The sequence below is a fragment of the Acetobacter syzygii genome (assembly GCF_000964225.1).
In the GTDB taxonomy this organism is placed as follows: Bacteria; Pseudomonadota; Alphaproteobacteria; order Acetobacterales; family Acetobacteraceae; genus Acetobacter; species Acetobacter syzygii.
This window is the reverse complement of record NZ_BAMZ01000021.1, coordinates 20551-39935: the sequence shown is the minus strand read 5'-3', so window position 1 is coordinate 39935 and position 19385 is coordinate 20551. Positions and strand designations below refer to the sequence as shown.

At 59.6% G+C, this 19385-nt stretch carries 15 protein-coding genes; all 15 read right to left on the bottom strand.

What is annotated here, in order from left to right; translation table 11 throughout:
• Nucleotides 1–120: 120 nt before the first annotated feature.
• The gene (locus Absy_RS08340; RefSeq protein ID WP_048854285.1) at nt 121–1140 is read right to left on the bottom strand and encodes an outer membrane protein assembly factor BamD; all 1020 of its coding nucleotides are present in this window, start codon (nt 1138–1140) and stop codon (nt 121–123) included.
• Between the two features lie 97 nt (nt 1141–1237).
• Nucleotides 1238–2218, bottom strand: a complete 981-nt coding sequence (lpxC, locus tag Absy_RS08335) for a UDP-3-O-acyl-N-acetylglucosamine deacetylase (protein WP_048854284.1) — start codon at nt 2216–2218, stop codon at nt 1238–1240.
• A gap of 147 nt (nt 2219–2365) precedes the next feature.
• A complete protein-coding gene (gene ftsZ / locus Absy_RS08330; protein WP_048854283.1) occupies nt 2366–3856 on the bottom strand; it encodes a cell division protein FtsZ in 1491 nt (496 codons plus the stop codon).
• A gap of 82 nt (nt 3857–3938) precedes the next feature.
• Nucleotides 3939–5375, bottom strand: a complete 1437-nt coding sequence (gene ftsA / locus Absy_RS08325; RefSeq protein ID WP_048854282.1) for a cell division protein FtsA — start codon at nt 5373–5375, stop codon at nt 3939–3941.
• Entirely contained in the window at nt 5368–6330 is a 963-nt protein-coding gene (locus Absy_RS08320) for a cell division protein FtsQ/DivIB (protein WP_048854281.1), read from the bottom strand. Before Absy_RS08320 ends, ftsA begins: the two co-directional genes overlap by 8 nt.
• Complete coding sequence (locus Absy_RS08315; protein ID WP_048854280.1) at nt 6327–7268, bottom strand: D-alanine--D-alanine ligase; 942 nt, start codon at nt 7266–7268, stop codon at nt 6327–6329. Before Absy_RS08315 ends, Absy_RS08320 begins: the two co-directional genes overlap by 4 nt.
• Nucleotides 7265–8215 carry a UDP-N-acetylmuramate dehydrogenase gene (gene murB, locus Absy_RS08310; protein ID WP_048854279.1) on the bottom strand — a complete coding sequence of 317 codons (951 nt, stop codon included), beginning with the start codon at nt 8213–8215 and terminating at the stop codon, nt 7265–7267. The genes Absy_RS08315 and murB overlap by 4 nt, the downstream gene beginning before the upstream one ends.
• The gene (murC, locus tag Absy_RS08305) at nt 8212–9645 is read right to left on the bottom strand and encodes a UDP-N-acetylmuramate--L-alanine ligase (RefSeq protein ID WP_048854278.1); all 1434 of its coding nucleotides are present in this window, start codon (nt 9643–9645) and stop codon (nt 8212–8214) included. The genes murB and murC overlap by 4 nt, the downstream gene beginning before the upstream one ends.
• Nucleotides 9642–10787, bottom strand: coding sequence for an undecaprenyldiphospho-muramoylpentapeptide beta-N-acetylglucosaminyltransferase (murG, locus tag Absy_RS08300; RefSeq protein ID WP_048854350.1), 1146 nt, complete (start codon nt 10785–10787; stop codon nt 9642–9644). The genes murC and murG overlap by 4 nt, the downstream gene beginning before the upstream one ends.
• Nucleotides 10784–11947 (bottom strand): FtsW/RodA/SpoVE family cell cycle protein, encoded by a 1164-nt coding sequence (locus Absy_RS08295; RefSeq protein WP_048854277.1) that lies wholly within the window; start codon nt 11945–11947, stop codon nt 10784–10786. Before Absy_RS08295 ends, murG begins: the two co-directional genes overlap by 4 nt.
• A 7-nt stretch (nt 11948–11954) precedes the next feature.
• Nucleotides 11955–13370, bottom strand: coding sequence for a UDP-N-acetylmuramoyl-L-alanine--D-glutamate ligase (gene murD / locus Absy_RS08290; RefSeq protein ID WP_048854276.1), 1416 nt, complete (start codon nt 13368–13370; stop codon nt 11955–11957).
• Entirely contained in the window at nt 13367–14461 is a 1095-nt protein-coding gene (mraY, locus tag Absy_RS08285) for a phospho-N-acetylmuramoyl-pentapeptide-transferase (RefSeq protein WP_048854275.1), read from the bottom strand. Before mraY ends, murD begins: the two co-directional genes overlap by 4 nt.
• A complete protein-coding gene (locus Absy_RS08280) occupies nt 14462–15871 on the bottom strand; it encodes a UDP-N-acetylmuramoyl-tripeptide--D-alanyl-D-alanine ligase (protein ID WP_048854274.1) in 1410 nt (469 codons plus the stop codon).
• Nucleotides 15868–17340 (bottom strand): UDP-N-acetylmuramoyl-L-alanyl-D-glutamate--2,6-diaminopimelate ligase, encoded by a 1473-nt coding sequence (locus Absy_RS08275; RefSeq protein ID WP_048854273.1) that lies wholly within the window; start codon nt 17338–17340, stop codon nt 15868–15870. The genes Absy_RS08280 and Absy_RS08275 overlap by 4 nt, the downstream gene beginning before the upstream one ends.
• On the bottom strand, nt 17337–19379 hold the full coding sequence (locus Absy_RS08270; protein ID WP_048854272.1) for a peptidoglycan D,D-transpeptidase FtsI family protein: 2043 nt from the start codon (nt 19377–19379) through the stop codon (nt 17337–17339). Before Absy_RS08270 ends, Absy_RS08275 begins: the two co-directional genes overlap by 4 nt.
• Nucleotides 19380–19385: the final 6 nt, after the last annotated feature.

The window sequence follows — 19385 nt, the reverse complement described above, 5'->3', positions numbered from 1 at the left end:
ACAAACGCGCCTGCCCCAGCCAGAGCCTGAACAGACACATCCACTCCTTGGGATAGGAGTGGTCTGTTCTGTATGTTCTTGTTGTGTTCTTAATTCAAGAGCAAAGTTGGAAAAACAGTGTTACTTTTTAGTGGCCGTAGGCACCTGTGCTGCAGGCTGGGCATTTGCCGGAGCCGTGGCAGACGGCTGGGCTGTGTTGGGCTGTGGCGGCGTATCTGTCTGCTGCATGGCGGCGGGTGCGGCCATGCGCTCATCCCGGGTGTCGGATGTATGGGATTCGACCGTCATTTTTTTGGCAGGAGCTGTAACAACCGTGCCGGGGGCAGGCAGTTTGCCATCAAGCAGCTTGTGGCTTTTCAGCTTATCATAGGCATATTTGTACCACTGACTGCCGGAATAGTTGTAGCCGAGAACCGTAGCGGCTTTGCGGGCCTGATCTGTGAGACCCAGATCAAGGTAAACTTCCACCATTCGCTCAAGGGCTTCAGGCACATGGTTGGTGGTCTGGAAGTCCTGCACAACGCGCTGGTAGCGGTTAATGGCCCCTTCGTAATTACGTTCGCGCTGGTAATAGCGGCCGACCAGCATTTCTTTCCCGGCAAGGTGGTCGCGGCAAAGGTCAATTTTAAGCTGGGCATCCCGGGCGTATTTACTCTGGGGGAAGCGGGTTACAACTTCTTCCAGCGCATCCATGGCTTCTGCCGTGCCCTGCTGGTCACGCCGTACGTCTGCAATCTGCTCATAAAAGCAGAGTGCGCGCAGGTAGTAAGCATAGGCGGAATCGGTGCTGGTGGGGTGCAGACTGATAAAGCGGTTGAGCTGCTGCACGGCCTCAGGATACTTGGTCTTGAGGTAGTAAGCATACCCTTCCATCAGCTGGGCGTTGGGAATGTAGCCGGAATACGGGTAATTCTGCTGGAGTGTTTCAAACTCTGCGGCAGCAAGCTCGTAACGGCGGGTGCGCAGGGCATCTATACCATTATTGTAGAGCGTTTCCGGCGGAGCAATTTTGGGGGCTGGAGGCGGTGTTTTGCTGCCGGAAAAAAGGCTGCAACCACTCAGCCCCGTCAGCATGAGAGCTGAGAGCAGGAACGGCAGACGACGACGGACTGACTGTGTTTTTATAGAAATATCAAACATACCGGCTCTTCAGATCGAGACAAAATCTTATAGCATGTCAGCGGGTCAAGAAAAGCACCGAAACGCTGATTATTGACCGTGCCTCGCAAAAAGCTGGTCAGGCGGCGGCGGATGTGGACTGGAGGTTGGTCATATCCTGCCATCCCGTGTTCTGTGCGAACAGGGTATGGAGCAGCTTGTTGTTGAGCGTATGGCCAGAACGGTGGCCATGAAAGCGTGCATTGAGCACACAGCCAGCCAGATACAGATCCCCCACAGCATCCATAACCTTGTGGCGGATAAATTCGTCCGGGCAGCGCAGGCCGGTCGGGTTCAGCACGGAGTCATTGTCCACCACAATAGCGTTGTCCAAAGACCCACCCAGCGCCAGCCCGGCCTGATGCAGGGCTTCAATTTCCTGCCGCATGGTAAACGTGCGGTTGGCAGCCAGTTCGTTGCGGAAGGATGTGGGGGTCAGGTCCAGATCGTAGCTTTGCGCGCCAATGGCGCTGGCTGGAAAATCAATGCTCATGGACAGGTGTGGGGTCGCGCCATCGTGGGGGAGCAGTTCTACCCATGAGTCTTTGTGTGTGACCCGGACAGGTTTTATAACCTGTATGGTCCGGCGGGGAAGGTCCTGAGCTTTACGCCCGGCGCAGTCGAGCAGAAAAACAAAATCGGCGGCCGAGCCATCAAAAACCGGCGTTTCCGGGCCATCTACCAGAATGCGGGCGTTATCAATGCCGCACCCGCACAAGGCTGCCATAAGGTGTTCAATAGTGGCAACGCGGTTTTCGGGGCGGTCTTTTTCGCCCAGAACAGTGCTGAGCCGGGTTTCTACCACATGGTCATACCGTGCGGGCAGTGGCGCTGCGGCGGGAATGTCCGTGCGCTGGAAAACAATGCCGTGGCCTGCCGGTGCGGGTTCCATGGTCATGGTAATGGGGCGGCCCGTATGCAGGCCAATACCAACAGCATGGATGGCATGGTGCAGCGTATGCTGGACCGGAGAATGTTTTTTGCGCATTTGTCGCATAGTGGTTGGAAGGATCTCCGCAGACTTGGAATACGGGGCAAGATCCCCAGTCAGATTATCCATGATCCCGACCATCCATGTTCGTGTGAAAACTTACGACACGTTAACGTTAGAGCCTGTCCGGGTTAGATGCGAGTCAATGATTATTGCGGTCTGTTTCATACCCTGCAACATGGCGGAGGCCATGCCACAGGATAGATTAAGAAGTGCTTAACGGCGCAGAAAAGTTGGAATTTCCAGACCATTATCCCCTTCGCTACGGGGAGCACCCTGTTCTGCCTGACTAATGGTGGGGTGGGATTGCGCTACGGGTTCCTGCCGTGTTTCGGGCGTTGTTGCGCGGCGGAATGCCCCTGTTACGCGGCCAAACAGGCTACGGGCGTTAGGGTCCTGCACTGGGTAGGCCGAAGGGCGTGGTGGTTCGCTGAACAGGTTGGCGTGCTTGGAGGCCGCGGGAGCCGCAGGAGGGGCAGGCTGGCGGGGCTGCTGGGCCGCAGCCGCAACCTGGCCCGGTACGGTATGGGCCGGGGGGGCTGCATGGCGGGGTGCGGGCTGCTGCTGGGCATACCCCTGTGACGGCGCCCCTACAGGCTGCTCGGCTGCCGGTGCCTGCGTTTGTGCCACTGGTGCCGCGCCGGTGTTGGTCTGGGCCTCGGGTGCTGCGTATTGCGGTTCTGGCTGAGCTTCGTTTTCTACAGCAGCCAGATGTGGGCGTTCATTCCCCGTAGGAGGGACATCAATACCCGTTGCCACAACGGACACACGGACGCGCCCGCTCATTTTTTCCTCGATCACGGTCCCGAAGATCATGTTGGCATCTTCGGGGACTTCGCGGCAGATGCGGTTGAAGGCTTCTTCCGCCTCGAAGAAGGTCATGTCTTCACCGCCGGTGACATTGACCAGCAGACCCTTGGCCGTGGCCATGCAGGTATCTTCAAGCAGTGGGTTGGAAATGGCGGCTTCGGCCGCTTCCACGGCGCGGTTGTCGCCTTCGGCTTCACCTGTCCCCATCATCGCCTTGCCCATTTCGGCCATAACGCTGCGGATATCGGCAAAGTCGAGGTTAACGTAGCCGCGTTCCATCATCAGGTCGGTTACGCCGCGCACACCCATATTCAAAACTTCGTCAGCCAGCTTATAGGCTTCGCGCAGGGTGGTGCGTTCGTTGGCAATACGGAAGAGATTCTGGTTGGGAATCACAATCAGCGTATCAACATACTGCTGGAGTTCCTGAATACCCTCATCAGCCACGCGGGCGCGGCGTTTGCCTTCGTATGCAAAGGGCTTGCTGACCACGCCAATGGTCAGAATGTTCCGCTCCCGTGCCATGCGGGCAATAACAGGGGCTGCCCCGGTGCCGGTGCCCCCCCCCATGCCTGTGGTGATGAACACCATATGAGCGCCGTCCAGATAGCGGGCAATTTCGTCCGCAGCTTCTTCCGCTGCGGCGCGGCCGACTTCGGGCTTGGCCCCGGCACCCAGACCGTGGGTCAGGTGCGGGCCAAGCTGGATGCGGCTGTCTGCCAGACTTTTGGCCAGACTCTGCGCGTCGGTATTGGCAACAACAAATTCCACACCTTGCAGGTTGGAGGCAATCATGTTGTCAACCGCGTTCGTCCCCCCCCCGCCAACGCCAATAACGGTGATTTTGGGCGAAAAATCAGCATGAGTCTGGGGTGGAACGGTTAGGTTGAGGGTCATGTTTCTCTCCCGGACTGCGGCGGGTTAACGGTGGAGGAGTGGATAAGATTGCAAATAGTTTACCAATCTTTTGTGGCGCAAATCAAACCCTCTCACGAATAAAAGCAACCAGTTTTTGTAAAAAACCACTTGGCGCGGCTTCGCGGAATTCTACATCACTAAAAGGACGTTCCGCACTAGCCGCCCAGAACAGCAGCCCGGCCGCAGTGGCAAAGCCTGCGGCAGCGGCTGTATCCTCTGGCAGACCGGCAATGTTTTTGGGGCGGCCAAGGCGGACAGAGCGCGTAAAGCCGGGGCCGGAGTGGCGGCCAACACTGACCGGAACTCCCAGAATACGCTCGGCCAAAGGGCGGATTCCATCCAGCAATGACCCGCCACCCGTCAGCACAATGCGACCGCTGGCAGCCATGCCAAGACCAGCCCCATCGAGTTTTTCGCGCACCAGTTCCAGAGTTTCCTCCATACGGGGGCGAATAATGCGGCCAAGCATTGCGCGCGAGATCTGCTCAAAATGGGGAACATCGTTCCCCAGCAGTTCCACGGTCAGAACATCATCTTCCACATCGGAAGCCAGATCAGCGCTGCCGTAAACGGTTTTCAGCCGTTCTGCATTATCGAGCGAGGTGCCAAGGCCACGCGCAATATCACGCGTAACATGCAGGCCACCCACGCCAATCTGGGCCGTGTGCAGGATCTGGCCTTCGCCAAAAACTGCAAGCGATGTGGTGCCACCCCCCATATCCACAACAGTGGTGCCCAGGTCGCGCTCATCCGCATCCAGCACGGACAGGCCAGAGGCCAGAGGGGAGGAGACAAGGGCTTCCATCCGCAGTTCGGCGCGGTTGAGTACGGTTTCAAGGTTCAGCAGGGCGGTGGTGGCAGCATCAATAATATGTAGGCGGGCCTTGAGCGTTTCGCACAGATGCCCACGGGGGTCGGAGACACCTTCCGTATCATCCACGGTAAAATCGATGGGGAGGGTGTGTATGACCTCACGCCCCTGCACGGTGGCCTGTACCCGCCCTTCCGTTACCACGCGGCGAATGTCTGCCTCCGTTACCACGCGCCCGCCAATGGGCCAGCGAACATTGAACAGGCGGCTTGCAGGGTGCCCGCACGACAGGTTGACAACAACTTTGTCTATGGTGCGCTCGGCCATGTTTTCGGCCTGTGCCACGGTGGCACGTATGGCGGCTTCAGCCTCCTGCAACTCGGTAATGGCACCGTTGCGCACCCCAGCGGAGCGACGCCAGCCATAGCCAGCCACGCGCAGCATTCCGTTGGGCTCCCCTTTGCCAATAAGGCAGGTAATTTTGGTGGAGCCGATATCCAGCACCGCGCTGTAACCGTTACGCCATGTGTGAGGGCGCTTGTTTTTTTCGCTCGGGGGGAGAGGGAGAGAGCCGTCGCCCCCGCTCATGCGCAGTGTGCTGCCCGTTGTGGTGGACGTCCGTTTTTTGTGCAGGCGGTCGGTCAGGCTGCGATCGGGGGAAGCTGGGAAGGGGGTATTCTCATTCATCTCGGCTTTCCTCCGTGGCTGATCTGGGGGTGTCTTTGGTGGGTGTGTGGTGGGGCGGCGTGTGGGGGGTGTCCTTGCCAGTAGGGACGGCATGGGGGATAGCCGCATTTTTGGCTGCATCTCCCACCTGTGGCATTGTGCTGGGTGGGGGTGGTTCGGACGGACGCTCCCGAATGGTCAGCCGGTCGGGCAGGCGCATGTCAATCAGCACCACCGGGCGGTCCAGTAGCTGTGTGCTGGCATTCAGCCGTGCCAGACGGTGAATGGCCGGTGCTTCCTCCCCCTCGGGCAGGAGCACGGTTGCACCGTCCTTCAGGCTCAGGTTCCAGCGGCGGTCGCTTACGCGCACGGCTGCCGTTACGCGGGATTTAACGTCAGGTTCTTGCAAAAGCACATCAATAAGCGCTGCCGCATTCTCGTTTGCGCCATCGCCAACGACGAGCGGCAATTTTGCAAAGGCTGTGGCATCCTTGTCGTTTGTACCCTGATCAGGCACTTTTTGCCCCTGTCTGTCGATCAGAATAAAATGCCCCTGATGCTGCCAGACTGCATAAGGCGGACGTTCGGTAATATGCACGTCAATTTCGCCCGACAGGTGGCGCTCCACACTGACGTGATCAACAAAGGGCATGGCGGTCAGCATTTCCCGCGCGTGGGAGACATTAAAGTTCAGGACCGGGTCGCCTACGGCAATATTCAAAGCCGCACGGATTGCACTGTCGCTGGTCAGGTTTGCGCCATCAATACGAATACTGGTGACCCGCAGGGCGGAGGTGCCCAACAGTTTGTCACGCAGGGGGGCAATCTGCTTTTGTATGACGGGTAATGGCAGCGCCAGATACGCCACACCTCCAACGCCCGCCAGCAGCACAAGCCCGATAACGGGCCGTAGCAGGCGCTTCTGGCGCTTGAGGAAAAGTCCAGTACGGGAGGGGCGGCTTGCAGGGCGCTTCATTGGCGGCAGGCGGCCTGCTCAACCAGCCAGTTGCACAGTTCCGGGTAGCTTATGCCGCAATAGGCAGCCTGTTCGGGCAGGAGCGATGTTGCGGTCATGCCCGGCTGGGTGTTGACCTCCAGCAGGATCAGGCGCGGGTTGGCCGGGTTTGTATCATCCAGCCGGAAGTCAGAGCGGGATGCCCCGGAACAGCCCAGTGCCTTGTGGGCTGCAACCGCAACATCCATGGCCTGCCGTGCAACCGCGGGGTCAATCTGGGCGGGCAGCACATGCTGTGACCCACCCGCGTTATATTTGGCATCATAATCATAAAAATCATGGCCCGGGCCGGTGGGAGTTATATCCGTGACCGTCAGGGCACGTTCCCCCATAACGCCCACGGTAATTTCGCGCCCGGGAATAAACTCTTCCACCAGTGCCTGTGGGCCATATGTCCAGTTACGGGCAATATGTGCGCGCACATTGGTCCCCGGCCGGATGATGGAAACCCCGACAGACGACCCTTCGCACACAGGTTTGACCACATAAGGGGCGGGTAGGGGGTCATCTGCTGCCAGTTCGGCAATGCGAATAACCCGCCCTTGAGCAACGGGCAGGCCCGCAGCCAGAAAAACGGCGCGGGCGGCAGCCTTGTCCATGGCTGTAGCGGAAGCACGCACGCCAGAATGCGTATAGGCAAGGCCCATCCAGTCCAGAATACCCTGAATGCAGCCATCCTCGCCAAAGCGACCGTGCAGGGCGTTAAACACCACATCGGGCTTTTGCGCAGCAAGTTCAGCCACCAGCACGCCCAGATCCGCACCTGCATCCAGTGTGTTGACGGTATGGCCCAGACTGCGCAGGGCTTCTGCCACCCCCTGACCGGAGGACAGGCTGACACTCCGCTCCGAAGATACGCCACCCATAAGCACGGTAATACGTTTTTTGGTCGTGCTCATGCGCAGGGTCCTTCCGTGCGGCCAAGACGTTTGATTTCCCAATGCAAATGCACGCCGGAATGCTGGGCTACGCGGTGGCGTACATCATCGCCCAGCGCTTCCAGATCATGGGCTGTGGCATGGCCAAGGTTGATCAGGAAGTTGCAGTGTTTTTCGCTTACCTGCGCATCCCCCCTGCGCAGGCCACGGCATCCGGCCTGATCAATCAGCTCCCATGCCTTGCGGGTGGAAATATCGGGGTCAGGGTTACGGAAGGTAGAGCCACCCGTACGTGCCCGTACGGGCTGGGACTGCTCGCGCGCTGCGCGGATATCGGCAATCCGTGCGGCAATTTCGGCCGGGTTTGCCTCGGTCCCGCGCAGGCGTGCCCGGACGACCATAGCCCCTTCTGGCAGGCCGGAACGGCGGTAACCAAACCGTAGCGCGGCATTGCCCAGCCGGAGCATGTTGCCATCGCGCGTTATAATATCTGCCCAGTCCAGTACACTGGCAATATCTGCCCCGTAAGCCCCAGCATTCATGCGGACAGCTCCACCAATGGAGCCGGGAATACCAGCCAGAAACTCCAGCCCGGCAAGTCCGGCCTGCGCTGCATGTTCCGCCACTGTTGCGTCCAGGCAGGCGCTGCCAACCACCAGACCATCGGCTTCCACGGTAATCTCCGCAAAGCCCCGGGCCATACGCACAACAATGCCATCCAGCCCACCGTCTCGGATAATAACGTTGGAGCAGGCTCCAAGGGCAATAACCGGCAGTTCGGGGGAGAGGCGGCACAACATGCCTGCCAGATCTTCCGCGTCCTTGGGCTGGAACAGCCATTCCGCCGGTCCACCCACGCGGAACCACGTCCGTGCGCCCAGTGGTGCCTGCGCGGTTACCCGCCCGCGTGTGCCATCAAAGGCATGGCGGACCATGTCTTCCAAGGTGGTTGCGGATGGGGTGGTCATGCAGCACTTCCACCTTTTTGTTCTGCCTGCAGGGTGGCAAGCTGGGCGGGCAGGGCCTGTGCCCAGTTGGTAATGGTGCCCGCACCAAGGCAGACAACATAATCGCCCGGTTTGGCAATGGCGTTGATCATTTCCGCCAGATGGTCAGGGCTGGAGAGCGGCACCACCGAGCGGTGCCCACGTTCGCGCAGACCTTCTATCAGCCTGTCACGGCTGGCATCGGGCAGGGGGTCTTCGCCTGCGGCATAGACATCGGAGACAATAACGGTATCCGCGTCGTTCATGCAGGTGCAGAAGTCCGCGAATAATGTGCGCAGGCGCGAGTAGCGGTGGGGCTGCATAACCGCAATAACGTGGTTGGCCCCGGCCTGCCTTGCGGCCTTCAGCACGGCTGCAATTTCTACCGGGTGGTGGCCGTAATCATCGATTACGGTAATGCCCCCTGCTTCCCCCGTGCGGGTAAAGCGGCGCTTGACACCGCGGAAGCTGGCCAGACCGGAACGGATGACATCATCGCTAATGTCCATCTCGGTTGCGACGGCAATGGCGGCAAGGGCGTTCTGCACATTGTGCGCACCAAGCATGGGCAGGCGGAAGGGGCCAGCCTTGCGGGTACGGCGGCTGACGCGGTCTGTCAGGGTGACCTCAAAAGTAGCACCCAGCTTGTCGGTAATCACCTTTTCGGCCCGTACGTCCGCTTGGGGCGAGAAGCCATAGGTGACAATCCGATGGTCGGACAGGCGCGGGATCATCTGCTGCACGGCTGGGTGGTCAACGCACAGAACCGCAAAACCATAAAATGGCACGTTGGAGACAAACTGGTCGTAAGCGGCCTCCATGGCCTCTGCGGAGCCCCAGTGGTCCAGATGTTCGGGGTCCATGTTGGTCACGACCGAAATAACAGCAGGCAGGCGCAGGAAGGAGCCATCGCTCTCATCCGCTTCCACCACCATCCAGTCACCTTTGCCCATGCGGGTGTTGGTGCCATAAGCCTCGATAATACCGCCGTTAATAACCGTAGGGTCCAGCTTTGCGGCCTCCAGCACGGCGGCGACCAGGCTGGTTGTCGTGGTTTTGCCGTGCGTGCCGCCAATGGCAACCGACCAGCGCAGGCGCATCAGTTCGGCCAGCATTTCCGCCCGGCGTACAACCGGAATAAGCTTGGCGCGGGCGGCAACAACTTCCGGGTTGTCGCGCTTGACCGCGGTGGAAATCACCACGACCTGTGCATTGCCCAGATTGCTGGCATCATGCCCGATTGTGACTGGAATACCTGCGGCCCGCAAACGTTTGACATTGGCGTTTTCTGCTATGTCCGAGCCTTGCACGGAGTAGCCGAGCAGGCACAGCACCTCCGCAATGCCGGACATGCCAATGCCGCCAATGCCGACAAAATGGATGGTTCCGATGGAAAGGGGCAGGGCTCTCATGTGCGTGTCTCCGTCTTGCTGGAGGGCGGAGGAACGGGTGAAGGAGAAAGTTGGAGGCATTCTTCTACTATATCAGCCAGACGGAGGGCGGCGTCCGGGCGGGCCAGCGTTGCCGCGGCAGCAGCAGCACGGGCCAGTTCGTCCGGAGCGGTGAAAAGGTCTTGCAGGCGTGTTGCCAGCGTTTGGGCGGTAAAGTCGGGCTGGCGGATCATCCAGCCTGCACCCACATCGGTTATGGCGCGGGCATTTTCTGTCTGCTCATCAGAGGCGGCAATGGGCAGCGGCACCAGAAGCGAGGGGCGACCGGCTGTTGTAATTTCCGCAACGGAGGAGCCACCAGCCCGCCCGATAACCAGATGGGCAGAACGGAGCAGGTCAGGCACATCGTTCAGGAAAGGTTCTACCCGGGCTTTTACACCCATGCCAGCATAGGCTTGGCGCACGGCTTCCACATCATCCGCGCGGGCCTGCTGGGTTATGCTTATGCGTGTACGCAGGGTATCTGGCAGGCGGGCAATGGCGGCCGGGACAACCTGCGAAAAAATACGGGCGCCCAGAGAGCCACCCCATACCAGCAGATGAACGCCATTGTCCGGCTCCTGCCATGGGTCCCCTGCAAGGGCGGCAATGGCAGGGCGCACCGGCATTCCGGTCAGTACGGTTCTGGCGCCCATGGGGAGTTTGGCAACGGTGGGAAAAGATGTGGCAATCACATCGGCAAAGCGGGAGAGCACGGCATTGGCCTTGCCCAGAACCGCGTTCCCTTCGTGGATGATCAGGGCCGGGTGTTTGCGCCCCATCAGCCGTGCCCCCAGTAGGGGGGGAATGGAAGGGTAACCACCAAAGCCGACCACGGCATCTGGCTGCACGTCCTGCAACAGGTTGCGGGCCTTCCATGCGCTGGCAAGGAGCGTAACCCCTGCCCGCAGGGCACGGATGGGACCGCGCCCGGCAACACCGGCACCTTGCAGGACAAACTGAGGGCTATGGGCAAATACGCCGCTGGAACGCTTGCCTGCCCGTGCATCGGTCATGAGCACAATGTGGTGGCCGCGCGCAACCAGCGCATCGGCCAGAGCCTCGGCAGGAAAAAAATGTCCGCCGGTGCCCCCAGCCGCAATCACAATAGTACGGGACGTCATGCTGACCGCCATTGTCTGAGAGTGGTGATAAAGCTGGTTCCCGGGCGTAGTCCCCCCGGTTGCTGCCGCGTTAAAGCCAGCACCATGCCAATGGCGAGTGCAACAGACATGGCAGATGACCCCCCGTAGGAAATGAATGGCAGCGTCATGCCCTTGGTGGGGATAAGATGCAAGGTTGAAGCCATGTTAACAAAAGCCTGCAAGCCAAAACCCGTTAGCAGCCCCGATGTGGCAATGACTACAAACGGATCATCCTCCCGGATCAGGCGGAGCAGGGTGCGGACAACAATGGCTGCAAAAATGCAGATGATCAGCATACACACGACCAGCCCGTATTCTTCCCCGGCTACGGCAAACACAAAGTCCGCGTGTGCATCTGGCAGCAGGTCCTTGACCCGTCCTTCCCCCGGGCCACGGCCCATCAGGCCGCCATTGCCAAAGGCACGCAGGGCGGTATCGATCTGGTAATGGTCACCCACATTGGGGTGCATGAACCGCTCTACGCGCGAGCGCACATGCGGGAAAATAAAGAACGCCGCAATCCCGGCGGCTACCATGCAGCCAAAGCCAAAACCAACAAAAATCAGGTTTAGCCCATCAACAAAAAGCTGCACCAGAAAAACGGCGGTAATAACCGTCAGCATCCCAATATCGGGCTGGGATTTGAGCAGAAGCAGAATAAGCCCGTACAACCCGAAGGCTATGAGCATTCCGGGAAAATAGCGCGAGGTGCGGCGCTCCGTCAGCAACCAGCCGGTGACCACCGCAAAGCAGGGTTTGAGAAACTCCGATGGCTGTAAAGACATAAGGGGGAGCGCAATCCAGCGCCGCGCCCCCTTGATTTCTATTCCATGCACAAGGGTCAGCATGGTGGCCCCCAGCATAAGCACACCGCCTATAAGCGAGAGCCTGAGTACGGCCCTGCGCGAGAGCATGGACACACCCGTAACAATCAACCCGGCCACGCTGAGAAACATGACCTGTTTGAAAATGAACATATTGCGCGATGCGCCAATACGCACAGCCACAGCGGGGCTGGCTGCCAGCATAAGAATGTAGCCAAAACCGATCAGGATAAAGGTACAGATCAGCGTTGTGCGGTCCACATTCCGCCACCAGCGACCGAAGGGCGAATCATCCGTGCGGGAGTAACCGGCCATGCTTGTTCTATTGCCCCGTTCTGCTCATCTGTTGCGCATGAACCGCACGGGCCAACGCCTGAAAATGCTGCCCGCGTGCCTCAAACCCACCGTACTGGTCAAAACTTGCGCAGGCGGGTGAGAGCAGAATGACGGGTGTGTGAGTCTGCTGTGCCAGAGTGTAAGCCTGCGGTACCGCATTTTCCAGTGTGTTCACCACGGTATGGGGCACATTGTGGTGTGCAAGCGTTGCCGCCAGTTCTGCCGCGTCCCGCCCGATCAGAAAAGCATGTTCAATGCGGTTAAAATAGGGCGCTAATGGTTCAATCCCACCCTCTTTGGCCATGCCGCCAGCAATCCAGACCAATCGGTCATAGCACCCCAGAGCGCGGGATGCGGCATCGGCATTGGTGGCTTTGCTGTCATCTATAAAGGCAACGCCGTTGCAGCTTTCAACCAGCTTTTGCCGGTGCGGCAGGCCGGGGAATGTGGCAATGGCGGCTGCGGCTACGGTTTTGTCCACGCCCAAAAAGAGCGCCATGGCCAGGGCAGCGGCTGCGTTCTGGGCATTATGGGTGCCGGGCAGGGCAGGGCCTGTTGTGGCCAGTTCCGTACCGTTGTGCCAGATCGCACCATTTTTGCCGTAATAACTGGCTGCGGAATTTGCGCCGGAAACGGTTATGCACGGAGCCGCAGCCTTGGCCAGTGTTGTGGCAATGCTGGTGCACCATGCGTCATCAATGCCAATAACGGCCAGATCCTGTGCTGTCTGCCCGGCAAACACGCGCTGTTTGGCCTGCGCATATCCTTCCATGCCCGCATGGCGGTCCAGATGGTCGGGGGTCAGGTTAAGCAGGCAGGCGGCATCAAAGTGCAGGCTGTCCAGCCTTTCCAGCATGTAGGATGACATTTCCAGCACATAAATGCCGTTATCGGGCAGCAGGGGGAGGGCAAGGGCCGCAGGGCCAAGGTTGCCGCCTGCGGCCACAGGCAGACCGGCCTGTTGCAGAATATGCGCGAGCAGGGTGGTGGTGGTGGATTTGCCGTTGGTGCCGGTAATACCTACAAAACGCGCTTTGCTGCCAGCGGCACGTACAGCCCGGTAAAGCAGTTCCGCATCGGACAGAATGGGCACCCCTGCTGCAATGGCCAGAGCCGCTACCGGATGCACACGGGGGAGGTGGTGTGGAATGCCGGGGGAGAGCACAAGTGCGTCAAACCCATCCAGACGATCCAGTGGTGCGCAGCTTATGCGGGCCGCCTGTGCGGGGGGCATATGGGCCAGAGCGGCGTGCAGGCCCTGTCGGCCTGCCTCTCCATCATCCCATGCCTGAACCTGCGCACCGCAGGCGGAAAGGGTCTGCACGGCAGGCAGGCCGTTGCGGCCAAGACCCAGAACGGCAAAACGTTTCACGGCAAACAGTGCGGCGTTCAATGTGTTCATCGTAGTTTGAGTGTGGCCAGACCACACATGCCCAATACAATGGAGACAATCCAGAACCGGATAACAATTTTGGGCTCGGCCCAGCCCTTTTTCTCAAAATGGTGGTGAATGGGCGCCATAAGGAATACCCGCCGCCCAGTGCGTTTGTACCAGAAAACCTGAATAATGACGGAGAGGGTTTCTACCACAAACAGCCCCCCAACAATGCACAGGACCAGTTCATGCTTGATGGCGACGGCAAGGGAGCCAAGCGCGCCCCCAAGGGAGAGCGACCCGGTATCGCCCATGAACACGGCAGCCGGAGGGGCGTTAAACCACAAAAAACCAAGCCCCGCGCCAACAAGTGCGGCGCAGAAAACAGCAAGTTCCCCAGTGCCCGGTACGGCGTGCACCTGAAGATAGTCGGCAAAAACATGGTTGCCCACAACGTAGGACAAAATGGCAAATACCAAGGACGCCACCACCACAGGGCCAATTGCCAGCCCGTCCAGCCCGTCTGTAAAGTTAACGGCATTGCCAAAGCCGGTAATCACGATCATGGCGAATACCGGGTAAAGCAGACCAAGGGGGAGCAGCAGCTCCTTGGCAAAGGGGAAGGCCAGATGGTTGGCCAGTTCTGGCGGCATTAAATACTGCAACCACCCACCACATATGAGCGATATGGCAAATTCCGACCCCAGCCGTGCACGTTTGGAAAGACCGTCCGTATTGCGCCGGGCAAGTTTGCGGTAATCATCGGCAAAGCCAATAACGCCAAAGCCAAGAGTGGTCAGCAGAACCGCCCAGACAAACCCGTTCTCCAGATTGCCCCATAACAGCGTGGCTATGGTCAGCGAAATCAGGATCAGCATTCCCCCCATGGTGGGGGTTCCGGCTTTTTCAGTAATATGCCGTTCTGGCCCCACGGCGCGGATGGGCTGCCCGTAACGTTGGATGCGACGGAGCATGGTAATCAGTGGCCTGCCCAGCAACAGGCTTATGCCCAGTGCGGTCATGCAGGCGCAACCAGCCCGGAAGGAGATGTAACGTAGCAGGTTGAGGAGCGTAATGTGCCCGTCATGCACAGCGTGGGAGACCAGAAGATAGAGCATTCAGGCAGGCTCCACAGTGTTCAGGGTGCCAAGGGCTGCAATCACATCGCTCATGCGGCTGCCCAGACTGCCTTTGACCAGAACGGCATCCCCCCCGCGCAGTGCTGCGCAGACCAGAGGAGCAAGAGAGGCGGCATTGTCCGCCCATGCGCCCTGCTTGGCGTGGGGCAGGGCATTAAAAAGGGTTTTCATGTGAGGTCCGCAGCAAAAAACAAGATCGGCTGAGGCAGCTGCCGGTTGGGCAAGGGCCGCATGTTCAACCGTGGAAAAGTCCCCGAGTTCCCGCATGTCGCCCAGAATGGCAATGCGTCGGGTGGCGGGGAGGTGATGAAGAACATCCAGTGCCGCACGGATGGATGCGGAGGATGCGTTATAGCTCTCATCCAGCAAGGTGATGGCTCCCCCTGCAATATGGCTGAGCGCGCCGCGCCCTTTGCCCGGAGCCCAAAGCTCCAGCGCTGCTGTAGCCTTGGGCAGGTCTGCGCCAAGGGCTGCGCAGGCGGCCAGTGCGCTCAGGGCGTTGCGGGCCAGATGCAGGCCGGGTGCGGGCACATGGACCAACTCTTCCGCTCCGGCAATGCGGGCAGTAAAATGAGTGCCATCAGCCCCTGAGCGGATATGGCTCATATACGCGGTGCTGTTGGGGCTGGCTCCCGCTGCCCAAAGGGTTGCACCGGTGTGTTGTGCTGCCGCAGCAAAAAAGGATGCGCCATGCGCATCATCGGGCACAATGGCAATCCCGCCTGTGGGCAGGGTGGTGATGATGGACGCTTTTTCCGCCGCAATGGCATCCAGGCTCCCCATATGGCCCAGATGAGCGGACCCTATGGTGGTTATTATGGCCACATCTGGCTGGACCATGCTGGCAAGGGGGAGAATTTCGCCGGGATGGTTCATCCCGATTTCACTAATGCAGAACGCGGCATCCCGGGGGAGGCGGGCAAGAGTGAGCGGAACACCCCAGTGATTGTTGTAGGAGGCTTCAGCCGCATGGGTTTTGCCATTGGCACCAAGGCACAGGCGCAGCATCTCTTTGGTGGTGGTTTTGCCAACACTGCCGGTGACAGCCACAACCTTGCCTGCAAAGCGGGCGCGCGCTGCGCGCGCCAGATGCTGCAGGCCCTCCATTGTATCTGCCACAACCAGCACGCGGGGGTCTGTAAAGCCATCCGCCGTGTGCACCATGGCGCAGGCGGCTCCCTTGTCCAGTGCGGTCTGCACGTGGGCGTGTCCGTCGCTTGCATCACCCCTGAGCGCAATAAACAGGTCTCCGGGCCGCAGGGTCCGTGTATCAATGGAAATACCGGTTACGGATAAATCGGTCTGTGCTGCACCAGATTGCGCACCCGCGGGGAGGAAGCGCCCGCCTGTCGCCTGTTCCAGCTCCGTGCGTGTCCACAGGCTGGTCATGGTTGACCTGCCAGAGTGCGAATAACGGCCGCATCATCAAACGGCAGAACGGTTGAGCCTATAATCTGGCCCTGTTCATGGCCTTTGCCAGCCACCACCAGCACATCCTCCGATCCAAGCATGGACAGTGCCTCTGCTATGGCCTGCCTCCGATCCCCAATTTCAAGCGCACCGGGTGCGCCTGCGCGCACTTGCGCACGAATGTGCGCCGGGTCTTCCGAGCGGGGGTTATCGTCTGTAATTATGGCAATATCCGCACCATTGGTGGCGGCCTCGCCCATAAGGGGGCGTTTGCCTTTGTCCCGGTCTCCCCCTGCGCCAAAGACCACAATCAACCGCCCATGCGCATGGGGGCGCAGGGAAGACAGCAGGTGACCCAGCGCATCTGGTGTATGGGCATAATCCACATAGGCACTGGCCCCGTTGGGGAGTAATACGGCACGCTCCATGCGCCCGCGTACACCGGTAAGTGCAGGTAGCAGGTCCAGAACATGGGGTAATGCGGCCTCGTCCTGCACAGCCAGTGCTGCGGCCAGCAAGGCATTGTCTGCCTGAAAACGCCCGGGGAGGGGAAGCATGACTGTTTGGGTGTGCCCATTGCAGCGCACACTCAACTCCTGCCCGCTGGGCAGGGGGCGGCAGGCCAGCAGGCGCAGGGTTGTGCCATTGCTCCCCGTTAGGCGCAGGTGCTGGTTGCGGCTTTGGGTAAGGGTTCGCAGGGCGTCCAGTGTTGCGGGGTCCATATCCGCATTGGCAACCGCAATGCCCCCTTTTGGCAAAAGCCTTTCAAACAGTCCCAGCTTGGCGGCGCGGTAGGCCTCCATTGTGCCGTGGTAGTCCAGATGGTCGCGGGTCAGGTTGGTAAAGCCTGCGGCCTGAAGGTGCAGCCCATCCAGCCGCCCCTGTTCCAACCCGTGGGAGGATGCCTCGAGTGCAGCGTAATGCACGCCCGCATTCTCCAGCGCGGCCAGACCATTGGCAAGGGCAACGGGGTCTGGGGTCGTCAGGGCAGGGAAGCTGACGCCCGTTCCCTCTGCGCCGGTCAGCCCCAACGTGCCAATACCTGCGGCCTTGTGGCCTTGCAGGGTCCATAGCTGGCGCAGAAAGTCGGTTGTGCTGGTTTTGCCATTTGTGCCTGTTACGGCCACCAGATGGGCAGGCTGTGGGCCTGCCAGTGCCGTAGCCCACAAAGCCAGCATATGGCGGGGGTTGGGGCAGGTAACCAATGGGCAAGGGGGCACGCCTTGCGGCCACACTGTTCCGGTCGGGGCAAGAACGGCAGCCGCACCTTGCGCCACGGCAGTGCCAATAAAATTACGGCCATCCACCCGTGTGCCGGGAAGGGCCGCAAATATGATGCCCGGCCCCGCCTGCCGGCTATCCGCTGTAATGCCGGTAATAGACGGGTCCAGGCCACTGTTTGCGGTCAGGCCAAATGTATGCAGCAAAGTGGAAAGGGAAGTGCTCATTCGTCCATGGTCTCCGCTGCTGTTTTTTTGCGGATGGCCAGCGCCTGCTTGGCCGCAAGTTTGGCGGCACGGTGCTCGGCCTCCAGCTTGCGTGGGTCGCCGGGGTCATTCCCCGGCCCAAGTGGCCGGACACCACGAGGAACCGCCGGGTGCATGGGAATGGCAAGCTGTGCATCAATCTGGCTGGCATGGGCCAGATCGGGGAAAATCTGCAACATTGGACCAATGCGCGAAATAATGCGCGAAACCGTGGGGGCTGCGTTCCACCCTGCCGTTGTCCACCCATGTGTCTGTGGCGTGGCCTGCGGGCTGTCGAGCATGACGTACACGGCGTAGCGCGGGGCGTTCATGGGGAAAATACTGGTAAAGGCAGAAATGTTGACGTGTTTGAGGTAGCCCCCATGTGGGCCAATTTTTTCTGCCGTGCCGGTTTTGCCGCCAACAAAATACCCCGGGGATTCAGCCGTTTTGCCTGTACCCTGCGTTACGTCCAGCCGCAGCAGCTTGCGCAGCAGTGCTGAATTGCTTTCGGATAGAACCCGCACACCCTGCGGAACAACGGGTGCCTCTGGCATGGACGCGCCGGTACTGGTGGCAGGCGTTCCCGTGGCGGAGGGGGAGAGCGTCTGGCTTAAAGCCGCATTTTGCACGCCTTGCTGGAACTGGGCCGCAGGGGAGAGGGGCTGCTCCTCTGTATCCAGATTTTCCTGATCCAGCAGGGTTGGGGTTACCAGAATACCCCCATTGACCGTGGCAGCCGTACCCCGCACGATTGCCAGAGGCGGTTCAGCCACACCATGGCCAAAGCCCACGGTCATGGTGGTGGCAAGCCCCCACTGGCGGGGCACAAGCGGTCGGGCGGCTTCTGGCAGTTCTACGGGAACGGGGGCAAAAAAGCCCATGCCGCGCAGCCATTCCGCCTGCCTTTTGCCGCCTACATCCAATGCAATATGGGCCGCTGCCGGGTTGGAGGAATAAGCCATGACCTCCGGTAGGGACAGCCACGGTGCAAAGTGGTCGTTCTTCATATCCCGGATGGTAAAGCGGCCGATTTTGAGCGGAACGGAGGAAAAACTATCCCATATATGGATTGTCCCCGTTTCCAGCCCCATGGCGGTTGTTTGCAGCTTGAAGGTGGAGCCGGGTTCATACAACCCGGTTACGGCCCGGTTAAACCGCTCGTCGTTTGTTGCGTGGGAAAATTCATTTGCGTCATAATCAGGCAGGCTGACCATGGCAATAATTTCGCCGGTGCGGACATCCATAACAATGCCGCACGCCCCTATGGCCTGAAACATGTCTTTTGCCGCAGCAACTTCTTCCCGCACAGCGGATTGCACGCGAATATCAAGCGACAGCCGCAGGGGTTTGCGGTCTACCAGAAGGCGTTTGTTAAAAAACCGCTCCACACCGGCAATGCCGTTATCGTCAATATCCACAGCCCCCATGATCTGGGCGGCCATGTGACCAAGCGGGTAATGCCTTTGTTCCCCCGGTTCAAAGTAAATTCCGGGAATACCAAGGTTGTTAATCGCCAGTTCCTGCTGTGGCGTAATGTTGCGTGCGATGTACACAAACTGCTTGTGCCGGGCCAGTCGCTGTGCGGTTTCCTGCTCGTTCAGGTCATGCAGAACAGATTTAAGCTTGTGTGCCACGTCCTGCGGGTCAATCAGTTCCTGCGGGTTGGCGTAAACCTGTGCCACAGGCAAGGAGAGGGCCAAGGTTTGCCCGTTGCGATCCACAATGGATGCACGGTGCACCTGTGGCAGAGCGTAATCGCCCGCCAAGCTGCCCTTGGGGTCAATTTTGGGAATTTTGGGAACCTGTGGCGCAATCTGCCGCTGCTCGGGTGCCATGGGCCGCAGCACGGTTGCGATTGTCAGCTTAACCGCGACAAGAGAGAACAGAAAGCAGAACCCGGCGGAAACCCACAAAAGCCGCACATGCATCTGTTCCCTGTGCGCACGGGCGCGCAGGTCTTCCCCCGTTACACCAATCGTGTGTGTGGTTTCGGAATCATGGCGTGGGGGAACGACCATATCGTA